We start from the raw sequence: 24296 nt of genomic DNA, 5'->3' as shown, positions 1-24296 counted from the left end.
GTAGGCCGTACGAGCCGGTCGGCCGATGGGACGACTCGGGCCCGGTCCGTGGCGTAGACGTACGCGCACGGGCCGGGCCCGGATCCGCTGGAGCGGGCGACGGGAATCGAACCCGCGTAGCTAGTTTGGAAGATCTCGTACGTGGGTGCGGTCTGACCTGTGGATTCTCTGACCTGGGCCTGAGCTTCCTGGACTCCGCCAATCCCCGTGGTTCCCCGTCGCTTCCCTCTGTGTCGGGCACGCAGCGGGCACGTCTGCCCTCACCTTCGCCACTACCTCAACCCACCACTCTCCCGTGCTGCCATCCCGTCTGCCGTCGTCCCACACACCGTGGAGCGGGCGTGGTTCCTGGCGTCCAGGTGGAGCGCGCTACTGTACGAACGACCTGGACGCCAGGGGCCGCGTCTGCTCGGCTCTGCCTGGGACGATGGCAGACGGGATGGCAGCCTCCACCTCAGCCACACTCAACCCGCACTCTCCGGCCGGTCCCCTTCCCATCCCAGAGTCTGAGGCCCCCGCCGGAGGCATGTTCTGGCCCGCACTCGCCCCCTTCTCTCCCTCACTTTCCCCCCTTGCCTTCGCTCCGCCTTGCGGGTTCTGGGGCTGGTGGTCGGCGGTTGGACGTGGGTTTCGTGGTGCGTCCGGGTCTGCTGGTGTCCGGGTTCGGGGTGCCTGGGTGGTGGGTTGTCGTGGGTGGGGGCGTCGTCGGCGGGCCGGTGATCAGTTCTCGGTCCGGCGGTGTGGAGGGCGGGGCAAAGCGTGAAACGGGTCACCCTGCGGCGACTACTGGTGGCGCGGGGCCGGGGGCCGGGCGGAGCGGGCCGGAGGCAGGAGCGGCGCCCGAGTCCCCGTGCCCGCGCTGGCCCGCGTGGCGGGCCGGTGGGGTGTGTACCCGTAGCGGCGGCGGATGCCGAGTGCCCAACCGCGCCGGATGCCCGAAAGGGCAAGAGACACCGAGCCCGCCGAAGACGCCACCGGCCGTGGACATCCAAGCCGCCCGGTGGCGTCCTCGCGCCCACGGACTCCCTGCTCGCCCGTTCCCGTCTGTGCGTTGTCCTGGGCCTGGGCCTCCTGGTCGTGCTGCCACCATGTTCGGGCAGGTTCCGGAAGTAGCGGCCCTCTCACGCGGGAGTACCCGCCGGGCTCCCCTCCCCCTCCCCGCCCGAAGGGTGGGGCTTGATGAGGTAGAGAAACCTGTAACAAGCCCTCACTCAGTCCCACGGTCGACTTGCCACAATCCGGGCGCATGAACGTCTTCCCAGACTTCAATCGGGCCGTCGGCAGTGCGGAAGGTGGTATGCAGCACTAGGACCGGCACGGCGGCGGTGGCTGGAATGTCGATCTCCAGAGCGGCAAGTTCGTCTGAACTGGCCAGACGCGCGCTACGACGCTCCGGCGACCTGGTGATCTCGATCCCGGTGCGCTCGGTGTAGGTCTTCTGCCAGAAGGGTGTGAGCTGTCCCTGTTCGAGGAGTTCAGGGACGACGGCCAGGGCTCGCATGTGGATACAGGAGAGAGCCACCACAGTCGGCTTGCCATCCTGGCGAAACACTCGACGGCGGATCACGATCTCGTCGTGCGGCTCGATCTCAAGCTGTTCGATGACGTCACCATCTGTGCAGCTCCGAATCATGGCGACGTGATCCGTGCTCGTCTCCCCGGGCGAGTAGATGCGGCCGTGCTTCTCCAGTCGAGCTAGCCGGGCGGAGCCCGTCACAGGTGTCGGGGACACGAAGACTCCCGAGCCCTTCCGACTCTCGGTCAAGCCCTCATTCTGCAGAACGCTCAACGCTTGGCGGACGGTCATGCGGGCCACTCCGTACCTGGCCATCAGGTCGCTCTCACTGGGGAGTCGGCCATCGTCGGCGTATTCCCCTGCGCGGATCGCATCCCTTAGGTCGTCGGCGATTCGCTCGTACTTCGCTTTGCGGGCGGCGTTGCTCTGCTTGCCCATGGGCGCTCGTCCTCTCTGTTATCTAGACAGCCTACGGGTCGTTTGCCCTGTTGGGTACCGACGAAGCTGACGAGACTCTAGATAGGGACTTGACTCCTCTAGATAGGAAGGGTTTTACTTGGACCTACCTAGAGGGGCCACTTGGGTGGCTGCTCCCGATCACAGAGGAGTTTTCATGCCGTCCTTCAAGATCGATGTTTCGACCGCTGTCGTGTTCGTGGCGACCGCGCCGACGCCGAAGCTGGTGAACAAGCAGACCGGTGAGATCGCGGTGGACCGGGAGACCGGTGCTCAGCTCGCGACGGTGGGCCTGCTGATCTCGGACGAGGGGGAGGGAAACCTCTACCAGGTCACCGTTCCGAGCACGGGCATCCCGGAGGGTCTGACCCCGGGTGTCCGGGTGTCGGTCGTCGGCCTCAAGGCCCGGGACTGGGAGAACACGTTTAACGGCCAGACGCGGCACGGGATCTCCTTCCGCGCCACCGCGATCGCGACGGGTGCCTGACGATGACGGACCTGTCCCCGCTGCTGGAGATCGGTGTACCGCTGGCCGGTGCGGGTGGTCTCGGGTACGCGAAGGTGCGGGCGCCGCGTGTGTTCTGGTCGCTGGTGGGTCTGCCGGTGACGTGGGGGCGGTTCACGGTGACGTACCGGTCCACGATGGATGTGTGCGGGCTGACGGTTCAGCCGTCGCGTCTGCGGGCGTTCATGGTGCGCACGGTGGGGCGTCGGCCGGATGTGCTGCCGGTTCCGCCGAAGGTGCGCCGGGTGCGGGGCCGCTCGACCGGGCTCGTGGTCACGCTGCGGCTTCCGGCCGGTCTGGAGCCTGCCGATATCGCGGCGGCCTCGGGGCGGCTGCGGCACGCCTGGGGTGTGCACTCGGTGAACGTGGTCGAGACCCGACCGGGTTTCGTTGAGCTGCGGATGACCGGCTACGACGTCCTGGCCCGGGTGCGGATGCCGCGCCTGCGCCCGTCGGGTCGGCTGGTGGTCCCGGTGGCGCTGCGGGAGGACGGTTCCGCGTTCGTGCGGGACTACCGCAAGGTTCCCCACGCGCTGACGCTGGGTGCGAATCAGTCGGGAAAGTCCATGTATCAGCGCAACCTGATCGCCGGACTGGCGAAACTGCCGGTGGGTCTGATCGGGATCGACTGTAAGCGCGGTGTGGAGCAGGGCCGTTTCGCGCCCCGGCTGTCCGCTCTGGCGACGACTCCGGATGAGGCGTCCAGTCTGCTGGATGTGCTGGTGGCGGAGATGGAAGAGCGGTTCGGGCTGCTGAGTGCGTATCAGGTCTCGGACCTGTGGGATCTGCCTGAGCGGGTGCGGCCGGTGCCGCTGGTGGTCCTCGTGGATGAGGTGGCCGAGCTGTTCCTGACCGCCGCGAAGAAGGACGAGGAACGCCGGGACCGGATGGTCATGCAGATGATCCGCCTGGCGCAGATGTCCCGCGCGGTCGGCATCTACCTGGAGGTGTGCGGCCAGCGCTTCGGCTCGGAACTGGGCAGGGGCGCGACGATGCTCCGGGCTCAGCTCACCGGCCGTGTCGTGCACCGGGTCAACGACAAGCAGACCGCCGAAATGGGTCTGGGCGACATCGCCCCGGACGCCGTATCGGCCGTGACGCTCCTCGCGCCGGACCGCCCGGGTGTGGCGGTGGCCGGTGACTCCTCCGGCGGCTGGTCCCGGATCCGCACCCCTGAGATGACCCCGGATGAGGCTGTAGCGATCTGCCGGGAGTACGCACACCTCACCCCCGCGCTGCCGGGCCTGGCCCCGTTCCGGCCCGCCGTCCCGGCCGACCCGGCTTCGCACGGCCCGTCGCTGGTCAAGCCGGTCCCCGCCACCGACTGACCACCGCCCCGCTTCCGGTCGGCGCGACCGCATCGCGCCAGGTCCCTACCCCGCCCATGCCCAAAACGCGAAAGGAACGCGTGATCGCCATGGCCCGGAAGACCACTGCCCGACGCACCACGACCAAGACCACCCCCGCCGCCGAACCGGCCAAGTGCCAGCCCTGTGGCGGGACCGGCCAGACCTCCGTCACGGTCCGGGTCGGCCGTAAGCGTCGGCCGGTCGGCCAGCAGGACGGCCTGTGTCTCGACTGCTTCGGCACCGGCATCGCCGCCTCGTCCTGATCTCGCCCCGGGACGCCGGGCGGCCCGACACACCGCCCGGCCCCGGCAACCGCCTCGAAAGGAGGTGACCCCTCATGTTCCGCACCATGTTCCGCGCCGTGCGCCATCCGGACCCCGTCCTGATTCAGGCCGTGATCGCCGGTGCCCTGTCCTTCGCTCACCTGCATGACCTGGCTGCTGCCGCTGGGCAAGACGGCTGGAAGGCGTGGGCCTACCCGGTCAGCGTGGATCTGCTGCTCGTCGCTGCCTGGCGCCGGATGCGCACCCTGCGGGCCGATGGCCGTCCGGCTGGTGCCGCCTGGATCTGGTTCGTGATCGCCCTGGCCGCGTCGCTCGGCGCGAACATCGCCACCGCCGGACTCCTCGACCTGAACGACGTACCGGCCTGGCTGCGCATCCTCGTCGCCGGATGGCCCGCTCTGGCCTTCTTCGGCGGCACCCTCCTCGCCCATGCCCCCGCCACCGAACCCACCCCGGCCCCGACCACGCCGGAAACCCGCCCGGTCCCGGAACCGCTGCCCGAACCGGAGCCCGAGACGACGGAACTCAGCGTCGAACGCGCGCCTGAGCCTCCCGCCGACCCGGCCCCGGAACTCCCGCCGGCCGCACCCGCCGACCCCGTACCGGCACCCGATCCCGATCCCGCTCTGGCTCCTGCTGCGGCTCCTGCGGTGCCTCCGGCTCTGCTCGACCACGCCCGGAAGGTCGCCGACACCCACCGCGCCACCACCGGCAACCCCATCGACCCCGACACCCTGCGTGCCCGCCTCGGCGTCCCGCCGTCGCTCGCTACGGCGATCGTCACCCAACTCGCCTGATCAGGAAGGACATCCGCCATGGCTTTACTCAACTTCAACCGCCCCGCCGACTACCTCGACGCGGCCCGGGAGATGGCCGAGACCGGCCGCCCGACGCTGGCCCGTCTGCTCGCCGAGGAAGCCGCCGACCGCACCACCGACCCGACGGAAGCCGCCCGCATCCGTGACGAGTTCACCGGCGCCAGCCTCCGGCAGGAGAGCTGATCATGCCGCGTCCGAACCGCTTCCGCGACGTGGTCCGTATCGGGCCCGTCCAGGTAGGCACCCACAACGACCGACGGGGCCGGGTCAAGCACACCGCCGCCTGCACCGCCCCCGGCTGCGGCTTCTCCGCCGACTACCTCGACCGTTCCGCCGCCGAACTCGCCGCCAACACCCACCGCTGCAACCCCTGACGGGAGATCACAGCCATGCTCACTCCGAAATACCCCACGCCCGACACTGCCCCGGCCCCCGCCCCCGTCATCCAGTCGCCCCCGGCCCCGGCGCCGATGCCGGTCCCGTACGAGCCGACCACCACCGCCCCGGTCACGCAGACCCCGGTGCCCATGCCTGTCGCCCCGACGGGCCCGGCGCGGCCGACGGTTCAGCTCACCTCGGGCGCCGTGCTCGGTGTCGTCGCCGGTGGTACCGCCGTGGTCCTGATCGTGGGCACGGTCCTGGTCTCCATGCTGCTGGCCACCGCCATCACCGCCGTATCCGTCGCGGTGTGCGCCGTCGTCCTGCGCTCGCTCCTCAACCAGCAAGGGAAGCACTGACATGGGCCTCTTCAGCCGGAAGAACAACGACGCTCCCGCCCGGGATGAGCGGATGGTCGAGATGGGCCGCGAATACGCGATCGCCCGCCGTCACCGGGACCGCCGGACCATGAACCGGATCATGCGCGAGATCGGCACCGACAAGGACGTGACCGACCTCGGAGACTTCCGCGCCGGACAGGAGTCCTACGACTCCATCCCGCCCATCCCCCGCCGCCGCAACCGCCGCCGCTGAACGGCCCCCGGGGCGGCCTCAACCGCCAAGTTTCCGCCGCCCCGGGCGCCTGCACCCATTCCAGATCCAACGGACCCGAAAGGGAGATTCCATGATGCCCCAGCGCGCCCGTAGCCTGCGCGTCTGCGCCGACTGCGACGGATTTTCGACCGTCGCCATCACCACCGGCCACCGCACCCCCAACGGCCAGCGCAAGACCGTCACCGCCACCTGCCGTGGCTGCAACGGCACCGGCCACGCCCCCGCCACCGCCCTCGCCCGGGCCGGGCGGTAACCGCCATGGCGCTCCTCGACTGGCGCTCGCCCGAGCACTTCGACCACTCCGGCGACCAGCCGTGCGGCTGCTGCGGCAAGCCCACCCCGCTCCGCTCCGACCGGGGCAAGCCCGTCCACAAGGTGTGCGCGGAAGCCTGGCTCGACGCTCACCCGCCAAAGGAGAACCCGAGTGAGTGACACCGCCCTCACGGCGGGCCTGGACCCGATCACCCTCAGCGATGTGCTGCGGGTGGCCGGGTCCACCGGCTTCGACCGCTGGCAAGACCAGATCCGCCGCACCGGAGGCTGCTCCGACCCCATCCACCTGACCGGCTCGACCAAGACCCTCGATCCCGCTACCGGCACGGTCTTCCATGCCTACACCACCGACACCGAGCCCGGTGGACGGCTCCGCGTCGCGTGCGGCAACCGCCGTGCCTCCCGCTGCCCGTCCTGCGCCTGGACGTACGCGGGCGACACCTACCACCTCATCCGCGCCGGACTCACCGGCGACCCCGCCAAAGGCACCCCCCACACCATCCGCGATCACCCCCGGGTCTTCGCCACCTTCACCGCCCCCTCCTTCGGCCCGGTCCACAACCGGCCCGGCAACCGGCCCTGCCGCTGCGGCATCCGCCACCCCGAGGACGCGCCCGAACTTGGCACGGCCCTCGACCCGGACACCTACGACTACGCGGGCTCGGTCCTGTGGAACAACCACGCCGGACACCTGTGGCGCTACGTGACCATCTACCTCCCGCGTGAGCTCGCTGCCCGAGTCGGCATCACCCAGCGTGAACTACGCGAGTCGCTGCGCGTCTCCTACGGCAAGGTCGCCGAGTACCAGAAACGCGGAACGATCCACTTCCATGCCGTGATCCGCTTCGACGGTCCGGACGGTCCGGACTCGCCACCGCCGGTCTGGGCGACACACGAACTCCTCGCCGATGCGCTGCGAGCTGCCACCGCACGCGCCGAAATCACCCTGCCCGCTGCCGGTGAGCACCCGTCACGGGTCCTGCGCTGGGGCACACAGCTCGATATCCAGCCCATCGGCGCCTTCGGTGACGGCGAAGACCTCACCGAACAGGCCGTGGCCTCCTACGTCGCCAAGTACGCCACCAAGGCAGCGGAGACGACGGGGACGGTTGACCGGCGCATCGGAGAGATGGCCGAACTCGACAAGCTCCCCGACCTGCCCGACCACACCCGCCGCCTCATCCGCGCCTGCAAAGACCTGGACGACGCCTACCCCGACCGGCGGCTGTGGGCCTGGGCCCACATGCTCGGCTTCCGTGGCCACTTCTCCACCAAGTCCCGCCGCTACTCCACCACCCTCGGAGCCCTGCGCCAGGTCCGCGCCGACTACCGCGCCGCACAGCAACGCGCCGCCCTCGGCCTGCCCGACCCCGACGACCACCCCGGCGCCACCACCCTCACCATCGCGCACTGGGCCTACGCCGGACACGGCCACACCCCCGGCGAATCCTGGCTCGCCGCCAACATCCACCGAGAGATCAAGACCAAGCGTGACGTGGCCCGCGAAGTGCTGGCCGACCTGGAAGACGAAGAGGGGGAGTGGTGACCGTGGCTGAGCGACTGCTAACGGTGCAACAGGTCGCCGAACGGCTCGGTACGGGTGTCCGGTTCGCCCGGCGACTGATCGAAGAGCGGCGGATCGAGTACGTCAAGGTCGGCCGCCACGTGCGTATTCCTGAGCGGGTCATCGACGCCTACGTCATGGCGAACACGGTCCGGCCGACGACTCGGCATCTGCGGGGCGTGGCCTGATGGCAGGAAAGAAGCGGTCGTTCGGCCGTGTGCGCAAGCTGCCATCGGGCCGGTATCAGGCGCGCTACCTCGGGCCTGATGGAATCGACCGACCGGCCCCGCACACCTTCGATACGAAGCGTGACGCTGATGACTGGCTGGCTGAACGGCAGGTGGAACTGCGGGCCGGTGACTGGTCCGATCCAGACGCGGGCAAGATCGCGTTTGGCGTCTACGCTGCCACGTGGATCACTGAGCGGGGCATCGGGGCCTCAACCGCCGACCTGTACCGCTCGCTGCTGCGCAACCATCTTGCGCCGACCTTCGGCACCGTGGCGGTGGCAGATATCAATCCGGCCATGGTCCGGGCCTGGCGTGTCGCCCGGCTGGAGGCCGGAACTGGTCCGTCAACCGTCGCGAAGGCGTACGCGCTCCTGCGCGCCGTGCTCATGACTGCGGTAGAGGATCGGCTGATCCGCCGCAATCCGTGCCGGATCAAGGGGGCGGCTTCCGCTGCGACACCTGAACGGCCTACAGCGACCGTTCAGGAGGTCTACGCGGTTGCCGGGGCTATGCAGCCTCGGTATCGCGCTCTCGTCCTTCTGGCGGCCTTCTCAGGGCTCCGCTGGGGTGAACTGGTAGGGCTCCGTCGCCGGGATCTCGATCTGGGGGCGGGCACGCTGCGAGTCCGTCGGAATGTCGCCGAACTGCACAACGGCACTCGGCTGATCAAGGAGCCGAAGAGCGCCGCAGGGAAGCGCACGGTTGCCATTCCGGGGGTGATCTCCGGGGACCTGGCCACGCATCTTGCGATCTACGCTGAACGGGGTGCTGACGGCCGGGTCTTCGTCGGCGCCAAGGGTGCGACTCCTCGGCGGAACCACTTCAACCGGCTCTGGCGCAAGGCATGCGGGGAAGCAGGGATCAAGGGCCTGCACTTTCATGATCTCCGGCACACAGGGAATACCTTGGCGGCGGCGACCGGCGCCAGTACGCGTGAACTGATGACCAGGATGGGGCACAGCACGGCTCGTGCGGCGTTGATCTATCAGCACGCTACTGCGGAACGTGAGCGGCTGATCGGCAACGCGGTGAGCGCCGCTGTTGAGCAAGCCCGGAAACAAGATCCCGGACCGAACGGGCACGGGGCGGGCACGTAGGGCTGAATAAAGATCGGTAACGATTCAGGGCCGGGCCGGAGGATGAACCTCTGACCTGGCCCTGAGCCATGTGGAGCGGGCGACGGGAATCGAACCCGCGTAGCTAGTTTGGAAGACTAGGGCTCTACCATTGAGCTACGCCCGCACGGAGCGTGCCGCAGGCGCTACGGCCCCGGCACGGCTCACATCGTAGCGGGTCCCGGCCGTGCGCCGCACACCCGTCCGGCGCCGCCCCCGGCGCCCCGCGTCGGGCCGTCGGTCGAGCCCCTCGGTCGGGCTCCCGGTCGGGCCCTCTGCCGAGCCCTCGCGGAGGCATCCGCGTGTGAGTGCCGTGTGAGGACCGTTCGAAGAGGGGCCGACGCCATGCTCGCGGGCATGTACCCTACGTGTCGCACCGACGGGGTGTGGCGCAGCTTGGTAGCGCGTCCGCTTTGGGAGCGGAAGGTCGTCGGTTCGAATCCGGCCACCCCGACCATCAGTCAAGATCGCGTTGTGGGGCTGTCAGCGCTTGCGGTTACTATGCAAGCTGCGTGCCCGTGTGTTCCGAGGAGTCTCTGAAGAGCCGGGCCGATCCGCTGGGCCGCCGCTGGGCGGCGGCCGGCAGAACCCAAGAATCAGCCACCAAGGAGACCCAACCGTGAAGAGCGCCGTGGAGACCCTGAACCCGACCCGGGTTCGGCTCACTGTCGAGGTGCCCTTCGAGGAGCTCAAGGACAGCCTCGACGCGGCGTACAAGAAGATCAACCAGCAGGTCACGGTGAAGGGCTTCCGCAAGGGCAAGGTCCCGGCGCGCGTCATCGACCAGCGGTTCGGGCGTGGCGCGGTGCTGGAGGAGGCCGTCAACGACGCCCTCCCGAAGTTCTACACCGACGCGGTCAACGAGGGTGAGCTCAATGTCCTCGGCCAGCCCGAGGTCGACATCACCGAGCTCAAGGACGGCGAGCTGCTGGCCTTCACCGCCGAGGTGGACGTCCGCCCGGCCATCGAGATCCCGGACTACTCCGGCATCGAGGTGACCGTGGACGCGATCGACGTCACCGACGAGGAGATCCAGAAGTCCCTGGAGCAGCTGCGGGACCGCTTCGCCTCCACCAACCCGGTCGAGCGCGCCGCCGCCGAGGGCGACGTCGTGACGATCGACCTGGAGGCCAAGGTCGACGGCGAGGTGCTGCCCGACGGCGTCGCCGACGGCGTGCAGTACACCATCGGCTCGGGCGAGCTGCTCGACGGCATCGACGAGGCCGTCACGGGCCTGGAGGCCGGCGGCGAGGCCACCTTCACCTCCGAGCTCAAGGGCGGCACGGCCGAGGGCAAGAACGCCGAGGTCTCCGTCAAGGTCACCCAGGTCGCCGCGCGCGAGCTGCCCGAGCTGGACGACGAGTTCGCCCAGCTGGCAAGCGAGTTCGACACGCTGGAGGAGCTCAAGGCCGACAGCCGCAGGCGCCTGGAGGACTCCAAGCGCTACGACCAGGCCACGCAGGCCCAGGAGCGCGTCCTGGACGAGCTGCTGAAGCTCGCCGAGGTGCCGATCCCGGAGAAGCTGCTCGCGGACGAGATCAACACCCGTAAGCACAACCTGGAGCACCACCAGCTCGGTCAGATGGGCCTCGACCTCGCGAAGTACCTGGAGATCCAGGGCAAGACGCAGGAGGAGTTCGACGCCGAGACCGAGGAGCAGGCGGTCAAGGGCATCAAGACCCAGTTCATCCTGGACGAGCTGGTCAACAAGGAGAAGCTGAACGTCAGCCAGGAGGAGCTCACCGAGCACCTCATGCGGCGTGCGCAGTCCTCCGGCATGTCCCCCGACCAGTTCGCCCAGGCCGTGGTCGAGGGCGGCCAGGTGCCGATGCTCGTCGGCGAGGTCGCCCGCGGCAAGGCGCTCGCCGTGGTCGTCGAAGCCGCGAAGGTCGTCGACACCAACGGTGCCGAGGTCGACCTGAGCGACGACGAGGAGGAGACCGAGGCCGGTGAGACGGCCGAGGCGTCCGCCGAGGAGACCGCGGCCGAGGACAAGGGCGAGGCCGCCGACGCCGGGGCCACCGAGGGCACGGCCGACAAGGCCGAGAAGAACGAGGGCTGAGCGGCCCCGCTCCGACGGCGGTGAGCGCGTCGCGACCGAACACACCGCGACGCGACGCACCCAGATGACACCCGAGGTGGCACACACCGCCGTGACACGCATCGCGGCGGCACACACCACGGTCGTCGCACCGCCGTGAACGCGAGGACGGGCCCCGGACGCGACACCGCGCCCGGGGCCCGCTCCGTCCGCCGGACCCCGCCCGGGCCACACCGTGTCCGGGCCACACCGCCTGAACGGCCCCCGCCCCGCCCTCCGGCGCCCCGTACCAGCCCTTACCTTGCGCTCCCAGCGAACAGCAACGGAAGCGGGATGGCGCCCGCCGACCAGCGCGTTAGGGTCCATGAATACGAGGGCAGGGGAGTATCCCGTCCCCGGTACGAAGACGCTGAGACGGCCGCAGCCGTCAGAGACGAGCAGGTGTATACGTGACGAATCTGATGCCTTACGCCGCCGGTGAGCCGTCCCTCGGTGGTGGCCTCGGCGACCAGGTCTACAGCCGGCTGCTCGGAGAGCGGATCATCTTCCTCGGCCAGCAGGTCGACGACGACATCGCCAACAAGATCACGGCGCAGCTCCTCCTCCTCGCGGCCGAGCCCGAGAAGGACATCTTTCTCTACATCAACAGCCCCGGTGGTTCCGTCACGGCCGGCATGGCCGTCTACGACACCATGCAGTACATCCCGAACGACGTGGTCACCATCGGTATGGGCCTCGCCGCGTCCATGGGACAGTTCCTGCTGACCGGTGGCACCGCCGGCAAGCGCTTCGCGCTGCCGCACACCGACATCCTCATGCACCAGGGCTCCGCCGGCCTCGGTGGCACCGCCTCCGACATCAAGATCCAGGCCGAGCAGCTGCTCCGTACCAAGAAGCGCATGGCCGAGATCACCGCACGGCACACCGGCCAGACCGAGGAGACCATCATCCGCGACGGTGACCGCGACCGCTGGTTCACCGCCGAGGAGGCCCGCGAGTACGGCATCATCGACGAGATCATCTCCGCTGCCTCGGGTGTTCCGGGCGGCGGCGGCACGGGCGCCTGACGGCTCTCGCGGCGCGATCGCCGTCCGTTCCCGCTCCGCACCAGCCGGTCCAGCCCACCGAACGCCACAGGATGGTGAACACCCACATGAACCACAACGCCGCGAGCGGCCTCTACACCGGCCCGCAGGTGGACAACCGTTACGTCGTGCCCCGCTTCGTCGAGCGCACCTCGCAGGGTGTGCGCGAGTACGACCCGTACGCGAAGCTGTTCGAGGAGCGCGTGATCTTCCTCGGGGTGCAGATCGACGACGCGTCCGCCAACGACGTCATGGCGCAGCTGCTGTGCCTGGAGTCGATGGACCCGGACCGGGACATCTCGATCTACATCAACAGCCCCGGCGGCTCGATGACGGCCCTCACGGCCATCTACGACACGATGCAGTTCGTGAAGCCCGACATCCAGACCGTGTGCATGGGGCAGGCCGCCTCCGCCGCCGCGGTGCTGCTCGCCGCGGGCACCCCCGGCAAGCGCCTCGCCCTGCCGAACGCGCGCGTGCTGATCCACCAGCCGTCCAGCCAGACCGGCCGCGAGCAGCTCTCCGACCTGGAGATCGCGGCCAACGAGATCCTGCGCATGCGCACGCAGCTGGAGGAGATGCTGGCCAAGCACTCCACCACGCCGATCGAGAAGGTCCGCGACGACATCGAGCGCGACAAGATCCTGACGGCGGACGCCGCGCTCGCGTACGGCCTGGTCGACCAGATCGTGTCGACCCGCAAGAGCACCACGGCCGCAGCGGCCGCCTGACGACCGGCACCCTTGGCGCGGCCGCACGGGTCGCACGACCATGTGAACCGCGCCAAGGGGGGCCCGAACCCGGGCCCGGGCAAGGTACCGTCGGATATGAGGCACAGGAGCCGCTGAACCAAAGCTGCTCCCAGGCGAAGGGGAAGCACCTCGTGGCACGCATCGGTGATGGCGGCGACCTGCTCAAGTGCTCGTTCTGCGGGAAGAGCCAGAAGCAGGTGAAGAAGCTCATCGCAGGGCCCGGTGTGTACATCTGCGACGAGTGCATCGATCTCTGCAACGAGATCATCGAGGAAGAACTCGCGGAGACCTCCGAGGTGCGGTGGGAGGAACTGCCCAAGCCCCGTGAGATCTACGAGTTCCTCGAGGGTTACGTCGTCGGTCAGGAGCCCGCCAAGAAGGCCCTCTCGGTGGCGGTCTACAACCACTACAAGCGCGTTCAGGCCGGCGAGAACGGCGGCGCCTCGGGCCGGGAGGACGCGATCGAGCTCGCGAAGTCCAACATCCTGCTGCTGGGCCCCACCGGCTCGGGAAAGACGCTCCTCGCGCAGACACTGGCCCGCATGCTCAACGTGCCGTTCGCCATCGCCGACGCGACGGCGCTGACGGAAGCCGGCTATGTCGGCGAGGACGTCGAGAACATCCTGCTGAAGCTGATCCAGGCGGCCGACTACGACGTCAAGAAGGCCGAGACCGGCATCATCTACATCGACGAGATCGACAAGGTCGCCCGCAAGAGCGAGAACCCGTCGATCACCCGCGATGTCTCCGGAGAGGGCGTCCAGCAGGCCCTGTTGAAGATTCTGGAGGGCACCACGGCCTCCGTTCCGCCGCAGGGCGGACGCAAGCACCCGCACCAGGAGTTCATCCAGATCGACACGACGAACGTGCTGTTCATCGTGGGCGGCGCGTTCGCCGGCCTGGAGAAGATCATCGAGTCGCGCGCGGGCGCCAAGGGCATCGGCTTCGGTGCCACGATCCGGTCCAAGCGGGAGATCGAGGCGAGCGACCAGTTCCAGGAGGTCATGCCGGAGGACCTGGTGAAGTTCGGGATGATCCCCGAGTTCATCGGCCGCCTCCCGGTCCTCACCTCCGTCCACAACCTGGACCGCGAGGCCCTGCTCCAGATCCTGGTGGAGCCGCGCAACGCGCTGGTGAAGCAGTACCAGCGCCTCTTCGAACTCGACGGTGTGGAGCTGGACTTCGACCGCCCGGCCCTGGAGGCCATCGCCGACCAGGCGATCCTGCGCGGCACGGGCGCGCGCGGCCTGCGCGCGATCCTGGAGGAGGTCCTCCAGTCGGTGATGTACGAGGTGCCCTCCCGCAAGGACGTCGCCCGCGTCGTCATCACGGCGGAGGTCGTCCGCGACAACGTCAACCCGACACTGGTCCCGCGCGAGCCGAGGATCGTGAAGAACGACGGCCGCCACGAGAAGTCGGCGTAACGGCACACACGTAGCGGCGCCCCCGCGTCGTGTGTACGTCCCGCGATCCGCCGTCAGAGCTTCACACGGACGTCGCCGCGGAGCTTGGCCGCGGTGTCCGCCGCGTCCTTGAGAGCGGTGCTCTGTCCGGTCACCAGGCCGGCGACATCGACGTTCATCACCAGGGAGAGTGTGCTGCGGTCGCCCCAGATGCACATCGGCATGGTGAACTCCTTGGGCCCGGCGGCCGCGCCCGACCCGGCCTCCTTGTTGGTGAGCTTGACGTCCTGGCACTTCAGGACGGCGCCCTCCAGCCCCTCCGGCTCGAACGCCTCGGGCTCACCGACGAACTCGCCCTCGGTCTCGCTGTCCTTGTCCTCCGCGGCCGACTTCTTCATGTAGGCGAACATGGCGTCGACGGTGGCTTCCGGGTCGTCGATCTCGCCGTACACACCGCCGAAGGACAGCTGCTTCTGGGCCATCGGGTTGTCCTTGCTGCCCGACTCGTAGGAAGCGCTGACGTCCTTCGGGTTCTTCACGCCCCACTCGGCGGCGTCCTTGAGGTCGTCGTCGGAGAAGGTGCTGCTGCCGCCGTCCTCGGCCTTCTTGAACGTACCGCCCAGCACCGTCGCCGGTGTCGTCAGCTTGTGCGGTCCGTCGTCCGCGACCGAGCTGCCGCCGCCACCGCCGACGAGGAGGTACGCGCCGCCCGCGATCACCGCGAGGGCCACCACGGACGCCCCGATGACGAGGCCGGTCTTCTTCTTGGGCTCGCCCCCCTGCGGCGGCGGGTACGGGGCACCGCCGTAGGGCGGCTGCTGGCCGTACGGACCCTGCGGAGGCTGCTGCCCGTACGGCGCCTGCGGGGGCTGGCCGTACGGGCCCTGGGGGGCCTGCTGCGGGTAGCCGTAACCCGGCCCCTGCGGCGGCACGCCCTGGGGCGGCTGCTGCGGGTAACCGTAGCCGGGCTGCGGCGGCCCCTGCGGCGGCTGACCGTACGGCCCAGGCTGCTGAGGCGGCTGCCCCCCGTACGGGCCCGGCTGGTTGTAGCTCATCTGACTCTGGTTCCCCTCGTAATGTTTATGCGTTCCGTACATCCTGACGGAAGAGCCGGAGCGTGAGGTCGCCGGGGGCGGGACCGTTACGCAACATCTCGTTTCAGTACAGGGCTGTGACACCTCTAAACTGACCGGCGTGACCGATAACGCTCAGCGCCAGCCAGCCAGCATCCCCGAACTGCCGACCCAGTACGTTCCGGCCGAGGTGGAGGGGAAGCTGTACGAGCGCTGGGTGGAGCGGGGTTACTTCGAGGCGGACGCCAAGAGCGACAAAGAGCCCTACACGATCGTCATCCCCCCGCCCAACGTCACCGGCAGCCTGCACCTCGGGCACGCCTTCGAGCACACCCTCATCGACGCCCTGACCCGCCGCAAGCGCATGCAGGGGTACGAGACGCTGTGGCAGCCCGGCATGGACCACGCCGGCATCGCCACGCAGAACGTCGTCGAGCGCGAGCTCGCCAAGGAGGGCAAGTCCCGGCACGACCTGGGACGCGAGGAGTTCGTCCGGCGCGTCTGGCGGTGGAAGGCGGAGTCCGGCGGGCAGATCTCCGGGCAGATGAAGCGGCTCGGCGACGGTGTGGACTGGTCGCGCGAGCGCTTCACGATGGACGAGGGCCTGTCCCGGGCCGTCCAGACCATCTTCAAGAAGCTGTTCGACGACGAGCTGATCTACCGCGCCGAGCGCATCATCAACTGGTGCCCGCGCTGTCTCACCGCGATCTCCGACATCGAGGTCGAGTACCAGGACGACGACGGCGAGCTGGTCTCGCTGAAGTACGGCGAGGGCGAGGACACCGTCGTCGTCGCGACCACCCGCGCCGAGACGATGCTCGGTGACACCGCCGTCGCCGTCCACCCGGACGACGAGCGCTACCGGCACCTGGTCGGCAAGCGGATCCTGCTGCCGCTCACCGACCGCACCATCCCCGTCGTCGCCGACGAACACGTCGACCCGGCGTTCGGCACGGGCGCCGTCAAGGTCACCCCGGCCCACGACCCGAACGACTTCGAGATCGGCCGGCGGCACGACCTGCCGAACATCACCGTCATGGACGAGCGGGCCGTCATCACCGTCCCCGGCCCCTTCGAGGGCCTGGACCGGATGGAGGCGCGCAGCGCCATCGTCGCCGCGCTGCGGGCCGACGGCCGGATCGTCGCCGAGAAGCGCCCGTACCAGCACTCCGTCGGCCACTGCTCCCGCTGCAAGACGACCATCGAGCCCCGGCTGTCCATGCAGTGGTGGGTCAAGGTCGGCCCGCTGGCCGAGGCCGCCGGGGACGCCGTCCGCGACGGGCGGGTCGCGATCCATCCCAAGGAGATGGAGTCGCGCTACTTCGGCTGGGTCGACAACCTGCGGGACTGGTGCATCTCCCGACAGCTGTGGTGGGGACACCGCATCCCCGTCTGGTACGGCCCGGACGGCGAGGTCGTCTGCGTCGGCCCCGACGACGAGGCGCCGACCGGCGAGGGCTGGACGCAGGACACCGACGTCCTCGACACCTGGTTCTCGTCCGGCCTGTGGCCGTTCTCCACGCTGGGCTGGCCCGAGCGGACCCCCAGCCTGGAGAAATTCTATCCGAACTCCGTCCTGGTCACCGGCTACGACATCCTCTTCTTCTGGGTCGCCCGGATGATGATGTTCGGCCTGTACGCGATGGACGGCACACCGCCCTTCCACACCATCGCGCTGCACGGCATGGTCCGCGACCAGTTCGGCAAGAAGATGTCCAAGTCCTTCGGGAACGCGGTCAATCCGCTGGACTGGATGGACACCTACGGCTCCGACGCGGTCCGCTTCACCCTGGCCCGCGGCGCCAACCCGGGCGTCGACGTGCCGATCGGCGAGGACTGGGTCCAGGGCTCGCGCAACTTCGCCAACAAGATCTGGAACGCCACGCGCTTCGCCATGATGAACGGCGCGACCATCGAGGGCGAGCTGCCGGACGCGGCCGAGATGTCCGCGTCCGACCGGTGGATCCTCTCCCGGCTGAACGCCGTGGTCGCCGAGGTCGACGCGTACTACGACGACTACCAGTTCGCGAAGCTCTCGGACACGCTCTTCCACTTCGCGTGGGACGAGGTCTTCGACTGGTACGTCGAGCTGTCCAAGACCGCGTTCCTCGCGGGCGGCGCGCCGGCGAAGGTCTCCGGGCGGGTGCTCGGCGAGGTCCTCGACGTCACCCTGCGCCTCCTGCACCCGGTCGTCCCGTACGTCACCGAGACGCTGTGGACCACGCTCACCGGCGGGGAGTCCGTCGTCATCGCCGACTGGCCGGCGGACAGCGGCTTCCGCGACCCGGCGGCCGAGCGGGAGATCGAACACCTCCAGCAGGTGATCACCGAGGTCCGCAGGTTCCGCTCCGACCAGGGGCTCCAGCCCGGCCAGAAGGTCCCGGCCCGGCTCGACCTGTCCGGCACGCCGCTGGCGCCGCACGAGGCGGCCATCCGGCAGCTGTTGCGCCTCCAGCCCGAGGGGGAGTCCTTCCAGGCGACGGCGACCCTGCCGGTCTCCGGCGCGAGCGTGGCGCTGGACCTGTCCGGCACGATCGACGTCGAGGCGGAGCGCAAGCGGCTGACGAAGGACCTCGGCGCGGCCGAGAAGGAGAAGGCGCAGGCGACGGCGAAGCTCGGCAACGAGGCGTTCCTCGCGAAGGCTCCCGACCAGGTGGTCGACAAGATCCGCGGCCGGCTCGCCAAGGCCGAGGCGGACATCGAGCGGCTGACCGCGCAGCTCGCGAACCTGCCGCAGGGCTGACAGCCGGCCCGGACGCGGGCGCGTGGCTCGTACGACGCCGATCGCCCCGGACCACGTGGTCCGGGGCGATCGGCGTTTCCCGCGGGCGCGTCGTGTCGGACGAGTCATGGGCGGGCCGTGCCGAACGGCCGCCGACGTGCCGTCCCGTCCGGCGGACGGCGGCAGCCGGTCCGCGCCGGCCGTCCCGTCCCGTACCCGACCGGCCTCGGGACATCCGGGACGGACGGGGTTCGTCCCGGTGTCGGCAGTCCTCCGTAGACTGGTCCCCGTGAGCGAGCACCGTCCTTCCGACCAGCCCGGCGAGCCCGGTGGCCCCGACGACTTCGAGGAGATCATCGCCGCTGAGACAGACCGCGACCCCGACCTCGCGGTGATCGAGGCCGGCAGCCGTACCCTGCGCGCCCAGGCCGGGCCCGTCCAGGGCGACGGCGTCCCGGCCCGGCCCGAGGATCCGGAGGTGGACCGGGCGCTGCGCGCCGTCGAGCAGGAGCTGGCGGGCCGCTGGGGCGAGACGAAGCTCGACCCCTCGGTCCAGCGGATCGCCGCGCTGATGGACGTGCTGGGGGACCCGCAGCGCGCCTATCCCTCCATCCACATCACCGGCACCAACGGCAAGACGTCGACGGCCCGCATGATCGAGGCGCTGCTCGGCGCGTTCGAGCTGCGCACGGGCCGCTACACCAGCCCCCACATCCAGTCGGTCACGGAGCGGATCAGCCTGGACGGTGCCCCGGTGTCCGCCGAGCGGTTCATCGAGACGTACGAGGACGTCAAGCCGTACGTGGAGATGGTGGACGCGGCGCAGGAGTACCGGCTGTCGTTCTTCGAGGTGCTGACCGGCATGGCGTACGCGGCCTTCGCCGACGCCCCGGTGGACGTCGCGGTCGTCGAGGTCGGCATGGGCGGCACCTGGGACGCGACGAACGTGCTGGACGGCTCGGTCGCCGTGATCACGCCGATCGACCTGGACCACACCGACCGGCTCGGTTCCACGGCCGGCGAGATCGCCGGGGAGAAGGCCGGGATCATCAAGCCGGGCGCGACGGTGATCCTGGCGCAGCAGCCGGTGGACGCGGCGCAGGTGATGCTGAAGAAGGCCGTCGACGTGGACGCGACGGTCGCCCGTGAGGGCATGGAGTTCGGGGTGGTCTCCCGCGAGATCGCGGTCGGCGGCCAACTGCTGACGCTGCGCGGCCTCGGCGGTGAGTACGAGCAGATCTTCCTGCCGCTGTACGGCGAGCACCAGGCGCACAACGCGGCGGTGGCGCTGGCGGCGGTCGAGGCGTTCTTCGGGATCGGCGCGGAGCATGCCAGGCCGCTGGACGTGGACACGGTCCGCAAGGCGTTCGCGGCGGTGTCCTCGCCGGGCCGGCTGGAGGTCGTGCGGCGTTCGCCGACGGTGGTGCTGGACGCGGCGCACAATCCGGCCGGGGCCCGGGCGGCCGCCGCGGCCGTCACCGAGGCCTTCGGGTTCAGCCGGCTGGTCGGCGTGGTGGGGGCGAGCGAGGGCAAGGACGCGCGCGGGGTGCTCGAAGCGCTGGAGCCCATCTGCGCGGAGCTGGTCGTCACCCGGAATTCGAGCCAACGCGCGATGGACGCGGACGCGCTGGCCGCGGTCGCGGTGGAGGTCTTCGGGGAGGAACGGGTCCAGGTCGAGCCGCGGCTGGACGACGCGCTGGAGGAGGCGATCACTCTGGCCGAGGACGAGGGGGAGTTCGCGGGCGCCGGTGTGCTGGTGACCGGCTCGGTGATCACGGTCGGCGAGGCCCGGCTGCTGCTGAGGAAGGGCTGAGAGCCATGCGTACGCTCTGCGCGTCGACGCTGATCGGTGAATTCTTCGTGATCGGTTTCGCCGGACTGGTCGCCATGAAGTCGGACGAGCTGTCGGTGGGGACGGTCTGGACGGTCTGCGGCGTCGCCATGCTGCTGTCCGTGCTGCTCTGCGGGATGATCACCCGCCCCGGCGGTCTCGCGCTCGGCTGGGCCCTGCAGATCGGGCTGATCGCCGGCGGTTTCGTGGTGCCGATGATGTTCGTCCTCGGTGCGATCTTCGCGGCGCTGTGGTGGGCGTCGATCCACTACGGCCGGGTGATCGACGAGGCGAAGGCCCGCTGGGCGGCCCAGGCCGAGGACCGGGAGGGCGCCGGGGCTCCGGGCGGGGCGGCGTAGCGAGGCCCCGGGCGCGGTCGGGTACCGGGCCTCGCGGCAGGGCGAGCGGCCGGGAACGCGCCCCCTGCCGGGCGGTCCGGCGGGGCGCCGGTGATCCGGTTTCACCCGGCCCCGGGGCCCGGTGGTGATCCGGGTTACCCGGCCCCGCGCGCCCCCGGTAATCTCACCTCACCGCACTCGTTTTCCCAAGGAGCCGCACACCATGACCCAGCGCACCCTCGTCCTGCTCAAGCCTGACACGGTCCGGCGTGGGCTCATCGGCGAGCTGATCAGCCGTATCGAGCGCAAGGCCGGCTGGAGCATCGTCGCGCTGGAGATGCGCACGCTCGACCAGGACACCCTGGAGCAGCACTACGGCGAGCACAAGGGCCGTCCGTTCTACGAGCCGCTCGTGGAATTCATGGCGTCCGGTCCCGTCGTCGCTCTGGTGGTGGAAGGGGAGCGGGTCATCGAGGGAGTCCGCGCGCTCGCCGGCCCGACCGACCCGATCGCCGCGGCCCCGGGCTCCATCCGGGGGGACTTCGGGACCGTCGTCCGGGAGAACCTCATCCACGCCTCGGACTCCGAGGAGTCCGCCATTCGGGAACTGAAAATCTTCTTCCCGGGACTTTCCTGACCGACCATCAGCCGAACGGCGCTGATAACCTGGGGCGATCGAAGGAATTCGGTCGCCTTTGGGCATATCCAGGCCACTTTCGGGAAGGCCTGGCACGGACACTTCGTCACCCTTTTTGAGGTGGGCCACCGCGCCGTCACCGTACCGTCGGCACTACGATGGAACCCTCCAAAGCCACAGCACCCACCTCGCCATCCTGAGAAGCCGTCAACGCTCGATTTGGGAAGGCCAGACGCATCCTCATGGGGAACAACATGTCGTTCATCGGCCGTGACATGGCTGTCGACCTCGGGACCGCCAACACGCTGGTGTACGTCAGGGGCCGGGGGATCGTACTCAACGAGCCGTCCGTGGTCGCCATCAACACCAACACGGGCGGCATTCTCGCGGTCGGCGCCGAGGCGAAGAAGATGATCGGCCGGACACCGGGCAACATCGTGGCCGTCCGGCCGTTGAAGGACGGCGTCATCGCCGACTTCGAGATCACCGAGCGCATGCTGCGCTACTTCATCCTCAAAATTCACAAGCGTCGCTATCTGGCCCGTCCCCGGGTCGTCGTCTGTGTGCCCTCCGGGATCACGGGCGTGGAGCGCCGTGCCGTGATCGAGGCGTCCACCCAGGCCGGCGCACGCCAGGTGCACATCATCGAGGAGCCGATGGCCGCGGCCATCGGCTCCGGTCTCCCCGTCCACGAGGCCACCGGCAACATGGTGGTCGACATCGGCGGCGGTACGACCGAGGTCGCCGTGATCTCGCTCGGCGGCATCGTCACCGCGCAGTCCATCCGGGTCGCGGGCGACGAGCTGGACAACGCGATCATCCAGCACATCAAGAAGGAGTACTCGCTCCTGCTCGGTGAGCGGACGGCGGAAAGCATCAAGATCACCATCGGTTCCGCCTATGACCTCGACAAGGACGAGCACACCGAGATCCGCGGCCGCGACCTGGTCTCCGGCCTGCCGAAGACCGTGGTGATCTCCGCGGCCGAGGTCCGCAAGGCCATCGAGGAGCCGGTCAACGCCATCGTCGACGCGGTGAAGACCACGCTCGACAAGTGCCCGCCCGAACTGTCCGGCGATGTGATGGACCGTGGGATCGTGCTCACCGGCGGCGGCGCCCTGCTACGCGGCCTGGACGAGCGGCTGCGGCGCGAGACCGGGATGCCCATCCACATCGCGGAGGACCCACTGGACTCCGTGGCGCTCGGGTCGGGCAAGTGTGTCGAGGAGTTCGAGGCGCTCCAGCAGGTCCTGGACGCGCAGCCCCGCCGCTGAGGTCCGAGGGGCCGAGGTGACGCGCTCCCGCCGCCGAGCGGGAGCGGCGGTCCCTCTCCGTCGTTCCGATGCGTGCCTCCCCCGGCCGCCGGGCCGGGGGACCCGCGATCCAAGGCCATGACCTCGCGTACGGCGGATCGTTGACATACAGGCAGAATCATTCCTACGAGGAAGGCACGGCCGCCGCACGTGAGGGACACACGAGAGAGCCGTTTGCTCCTGGTGCTGCTGATCGCCATCGCGTTCGCGCTGATCACGGTGGACATTCGCGGGGGCGAGGGGTCCCCGGTCGACGGCGCGCGGCGGGCCGCCGCGACGGTCCTGGGACCGGTGGAGAACGGTGTGGCCTCCGCGGTCGATCCGGTCGGCAACGCCATAGGGGCCGTACGGGACTCGGGTGAACGGCACAACCGCATCGCCGCGCTCCAGAAGGAGAACACCGAACTCAAACAGCGGCTCGGCAGCGACGACCGCAACCGCAGCCGGGTGCGCGAGCTGGACAAGATGCTCGCGAAGGCCGGCGCCGGCCAGTACGGGATCAAGGGCGCCGAGGTCATCGCCATAGGAGCCGCGCAGGGGTTCTCCTGGACGGTCACGATCGACATCGGCGCGAACGACGGTATCCGGCGCGACATGACGGTCATCAACGGCGACGGCCTGGTGGGCCGCGTCACCACCGTCGGACCGCACACCGCGACCGTCCTGCTCGCCAACGATCCGGACTTCACCGTCGGCACCCGCATGGAGAAGACCGACGAGCTGGGCTTCGCCACCGGTCAGGGCGACCAGCCGCTGTCCGTGCAGTTGCTCAACGGAAAGGCGAAGGTCAAGAAGGGGGACCGGCTGGTCACCTTCGGCTCCCGCAAGGACAAGCCGTTCGTGCCCGGCGTCCCGGTCGGCCAAGTGGTCCGGGTGGACCCCTCCGGCGGCGACCTGACCAGAACGGTCTTCGTGCGTCCCTTCGTGGGCTTCACCAAGCTGGACATCGTCGGCGTCGTGGTCGAGGCTCCCCGGGAGGACCCGCGGGACGCGGTGCTGCCGCCCAAGCCCAAGGCCGAGCCCACGCCGACCGTCACCGTCACGGTCACCCCGTCGCCGTCCGACGGCTTCACCTCCGGCGAGGACGGTGCGGACACCGAGAACGCCGACGCGCCGGTGGACGACCCGGACGCGCCGAGCGGGGACCCCGACGCCACCGCCGACGCCGGCGCGGGCACCACCGGCCAAGCGGACGACCAGGAATAGAGCTGATTCCCATGCGCTTCAACCGCGTCCTGCTCTCGACCACGCTCATCGTCGTCGCCCTGGTCGTCCAGGTGACCATCCTCGCCCGGCTCCAGCTCCCCGGGGCCGTCCCCGACCTGATGCTGCTCGTCGTGCTCGCGCTGGCCTTCGTGTACGGGCATGTCAGCGGCGCGCTGATCGGGTTCGGCGCCGGGCTGCTCGCCGACCTGGCGCCGCCCGCCGACCACGCGGCGGGCCGGTACGCGCTGGTGCTCTGCGTGATCGGCTACCTGGCGGGACTCGCCAAGCCCGAGAAGGGCCAGATGCGCACGGCCCTCGGCCCCATGACCGCGGTCGTCGCGGCGGCGCTCGGCTCGACCCTGCTGTACGCGGCGGTCGGCGCCCTCGTCGGGGACACCGCCGCCCGCCATGTCGGACTGGGCGGACTGCTGTTCACCGCCGCCGTCTACGACCTGCTCCTCGCGCCGTTCACCATTCCGCTGGTCATGGCCCTGGCGAGAAAGGCGGAGAACGATCCGCTCGCCGAGACCCAGAGCGGTGGCGGTGGGGGCGACGTCGCCGCCGGCTGGCTCGCCTCGGGCACGGGGCTGAGCATCGGCGGCCAGCGCGGCGGACTGCGCCTGCGCGCCGCCAGGAACCGCGCGGCACGGGCAGGACGGATCAAGGGGGTCAAGCGACTGTGAGCCCGGCTCCCCACCCGCCCCGGCGCGCCTCCTCGCCCGGCGGCGCGCCCGGCCGTACGTACCGGCGCGGCGCGCGCCCGAGGTCCCAACTCGCCCGTGGGGGGTCGCA

At 69.7% G+C, this 24296-nt stretch carries 26 protein-coding genes and 2 tRNA genes; 25 read left to right on the top strand and 3 right to left on the bottom strand.

Annotated elements, in window-relative coordinates:
• Positions 1-1207: 1207 nt before the first annotated feature.
• On the bottom strand, positions 1208-1954 hold the full coding sequence (locus ACU6P3_RS10630) for a GntR family transcriptional regulator (protein ID WP_447196900.1): 747 nt from the start codon (positions 1952-1954) through the stop codon (positions 1208-1210).
• 175 nt (positions 1955-2129) lie between these two features.
• On the opposite strand from ACU6P3_RS10630, the gene ACU6P3_RS10625 reads away from it, so the two are divergent.
• From ACU6P3_RS10625 to ACU6P3_RS10565, 13 genes are all read left to right on the top strand, one after another.
• Positions 2130-2459, top strand: coding sequence for an SCO3933 family regulatory protein (locus tag ACU6P3_RS10625; protein WP_447196899.1), 330 nt, complete (start codon positions 2130-2132; stop codon positions 2457-2459).
• A gap of 2 nt (positions 2460-2461) precedes the next feature.
• Positions 2462-3805: an FtsK/SpoIIIE domain-containing protein gene (locus tag ACU6P3_RS10620; protein ID WP_447196898.1), complete on the top strand. Its 1344-nt coding sequence runs from the start codon at positions 2462-2464 to the stop codon at positions 3803-3805.
• A 56-nt stretch (positions 3806-3861) separates the two neighbouring features.
• Positions 3862-4089 (top strand): hypothetical protein, encoded by a 228-nt coding sequence (locus tag ACU6P3_RS10615; protein ID WP_447196897.1) that lies wholly within the window; start codon positions 3862-3864, stop codon positions 4087-4089.
• Between the two features lie 74 nt (positions 4090-4163).
• Positions 4164-4907, top strand: a complete 744-nt coding sequence (locus ACU6P3_RS10610) for a DUF2637 domain-containing protein (protein WP_447196896.1) — start codon at positions 4164-4166, stop codon at positions 4905-4907.
• Positions 4908-4925: 18 nt separating this feature from the next.
• Positions 4926-5111, top strand: coding sequence for a hypothetical protein (locus tag ACU6P3_RS10605; RefSeq protein ID WP_447196895.1), 186 nt, complete (start codon positions 4926-4928; stop codon positions 5109-5111).
• Between the two features lie 2 nt (positions 5112-5113).
• A complete protein-coding gene (locus ACU6P3_RS10600; RefSeq protein ID WP_447196894.1) occupies positions 5114-5302 on the top strand; it encodes a mobile element transfer protein in 189 nt (62 codons plus the stop codon).
• 15 nt (positions 5303-5317) lie between these two features.
• Entirely contained in the window at positions 5318-5665 is a 348-nt protein-coding gene (locus tag ACU6P3_RS10595; RefSeq protein WP_447196893.1) for a SpdD protein, read from the top strand.
• Between the two features lies 1 nt (position 5666).
• Positions 5667-5900 (top strand): hypothetical protein, encoded by a 234-nt coding sequence (locus ACU6P3_RS10590; protein ID WP_447196892.1) that lies wholly within the window; start codon positions 5667-5669, stop codon positions 5898-5900.
• A 91-nt stretch (positions 5901-5991) separates the two neighbouring features.
• A complete protein-coding gene (locus tag ACU6P3_RS10585) occupies positions 5992-6174 on the top strand; it encodes a hypothetical protein (protein ID WP_447196891.1) in 183 nt (60 codons plus the stop codon).
• Positions 6175-6179: 5 nt separating this feature from the next.
• Positions 6180-6353 (top strand): hypothetical protein, encoded by a 174-nt coding sequence (locus tag ACU6P3_RS10580; protein ID WP_447196890.1) that lies wholly within the window; start codon positions 6180-6182, stop codon positions 6351-6353.
• Positions 6346-7740, top strand: coding sequence for a replication initiator protein RepSA (gene repSA, locus ACU6P3_RS10575; protein ID WP_447196889.1), 1395 nt, complete (start codon positions 6346-6348; stop codon positions 7738-7740). Before ACU6P3_RS10580 ends, repSA begins: the two co-directional genes overlap by 8 nt.
• Positions 7737-7946 (top strand): excisionase family DNA-binding protein, encoded by a 210-nt coding sequence (locus tag ACU6P3_RS10570; protein ID WP_447196888.1) that lies wholly within the window; start codon positions 7737-7739, stop codon positions 7944-7946. The genes repSA and ACU6P3_RS10570 overlap by 4 nt, the downstream gene beginning before the upstream one ends.
• Positions 7946-9085: a tyrosine-type recombinase/integrase gene (locus ACU6P3_RS10565; protein ID WP_447196887.1), complete on the top strand. Its 1140-nt coding sequence runs from the start codon at positions 7946-7948 to the stop codon at positions 9083-9085. The genes ACU6P3_RS10570 and ACU6P3_RS10565 overlap by 1 nt, the downstream gene beginning before the upstream one ends.
• Before the next feature lie 71 nt (positions 9086-9156).
• Here the strand turns inward: ACU6P3_RS10565 and ACU6P3_RS10560 are convergent.
• Positions 9157-9230, bottom strand: a tRNA-Gly gene (locus tag ACU6P3_RS10560).
• A 253-nt stretch (positions 9231-9483) separates the two neighbouring features.
• On the opposite strand from ACU6P3_RS10560, the gene ACU6P3_RS10555 reads away from it, so the two are divergent.
• From ACU6P3_RS10555 to clpX, 5 genes are all read left to right on the top strand, one after another.
• A tRNA-Pro gene (locus ACU6P3_RS10555) sits at positions 9484-9560 on the top strand.
• Positions 9561-9722: 162 nt separating this feature from the next.
• Positions 9723-11165 (top strand): trigger factor, encoded by a 1443-nt coding sequence (gene tig, locus ACU6P3_RS10550; protein ID WP_447196886.1) that lies wholly within the window; start codon positions 9723-9725, stop codon positions 11163-11165.
• 440 nt (positions 11166-11605) lie between these two features.
• Positions 11606-12211: an ATP-dependent Clp protease proteolytic subunit gene (locus tag ACU6P3_RS10545; RefSeq protein WP_030748149.1), complete on the top strand. Its 606-nt coding sequence runs from the start codon at positions 11606-11608 to the stop codon at positions 12209-12211.
• Positions 12212-12282: 71 nt separating this feature from the next.
• The gene (locus tag ACU6P3_RS10540) at positions 12283-12960 is read left to right on the top strand and encodes an ATP-dependent Clp protease proteolytic subunit (RefSeq protein WP_030748148.1); all 678 of its coding nucleotides are present in this window, start codon (positions 12283-12285) and stop codon (positions 12958-12960) included.
• 152 nt (positions 12961-13112) lie between these two features.
• Positions 13113-14405: an ATP-dependent Clp protease ATP-binding subunit ClpX gene (gene clpX, locus ACU6P3_RS10535; RefSeq protein ID WP_030748146.1), complete on the top strand. Its 1293-nt coding sequence runs from the start codon at positions 13113-13115 to the stop codon at positions 14403-14405.
• A 53-nt stretch (positions 14406-14458) separates the two neighbouring features.
• Here the strand turns inward: clpX and ACU6P3_RS10530 are convergent, their stop codons facing one another.
• Positions 14459-15439, bottom strand: coding sequence for a hypothetical protein (locus ACU6P3_RS10530; protein WP_447196885.1), 981 nt, complete (start codon positions 15437-15439; stop codon positions 14459-14461).
• Between the two features lie 139 nt (positions 15440-15578).
• On the opposite strand from ACU6P3_RS10530, the gene ACU6P3_RS10525 reads away from it, so the two are divergent.
• From ACU6P3_RS10525 to mreD, 7 genes are all read left to right on the top strand, one after another.
• A complete protein-coding gene (locus tag ACU6P3_RS10525; protein WP_447196884.1) occupies positions 15579-18200 on the top strand; it encodes a valine--tRNA ligase in 2622 nt (873 codons plus the stop codon).
• 268 nt (positions 18201-18468) lie between these two features.
• Positions 18469-19992, top strand: coding sequence for a bifunctional tetrahydrofolate synthase/dihydrofolate synthase (folC, locus tag ACU6P3_RS10520; protein ID WP_447196883.1), 1524 nt, complete (start codon positions 18469-18471; stop codon positions 19990-19992).
• A gap of 5 nt (positions 19993-19997) precedes the next feature.
• Positions 19998-20369: a DUF4233 domain-containing protein gene (locus tag ACU6P3_RS10515; RefSeq protein WP_447196882.1), complete on the top strand. Its 372-nt coding sequence runs from the start codon at positions 19998-20000 to the stop codon at positions 20367-20369.
• 202 nt (positions 20370-20571) lie between these two features.
• Positions 20572-20985 (top strand): nucleoside-diphosphate kinase, encoded by a 414-nt coding sequence (ndk, locus tag ACU6P3_RS10510; RefSeq protein ID WP_030748132.1) that lies wholly within the window; start codon positions 20572-20574, stop codon positions 20983-20985.
• Positions 20986-21239: 254 nt separating this feature from the next.
• Positions 21240-22259, top strand: coding sequence for a rod shape-determining protein (locus ACU6P3_RS10505; protein ID WP_030352375.1), 1020 nt, complete (start codon positions 21240-21242; stop codon positions 22257-22259).
• 189 nt (positions 22260-22448) lie between these two features.
• On the top strand, positions 22449-23504 hold the full coding sequence (mreC, locus tag ACU6P3_RS10500) for a rod shape-determining protein MreC (RefSeq protein WP_447196881.1): 1056 nt from the start codon (positions 22449-22451) through the stop codon (positions 23502-23504).
• 11 nt (positions 23505-23515) lie between these two features.
• Positions 23516-24187: a rod shape-determining protein MreD gene (gene mreD / locus ACU6P3_RS10495; RefSeq protein WP_447196880.1), complete on the top strand. Its 672-nt coding sequence runs from the start codon at positions 23516-23518 to the stop codon at positions 24185-24187.
• Positions 24188-24296: the final 109 nt, after the last annotated feature.

Source organism: Streptomyces hebeiensis (assembly GCF_052983195.1).
Note: the sequence above shows the minus strand (reverse complement) of the source record. Positions and strands in the feature narration are given on the sequence as shown.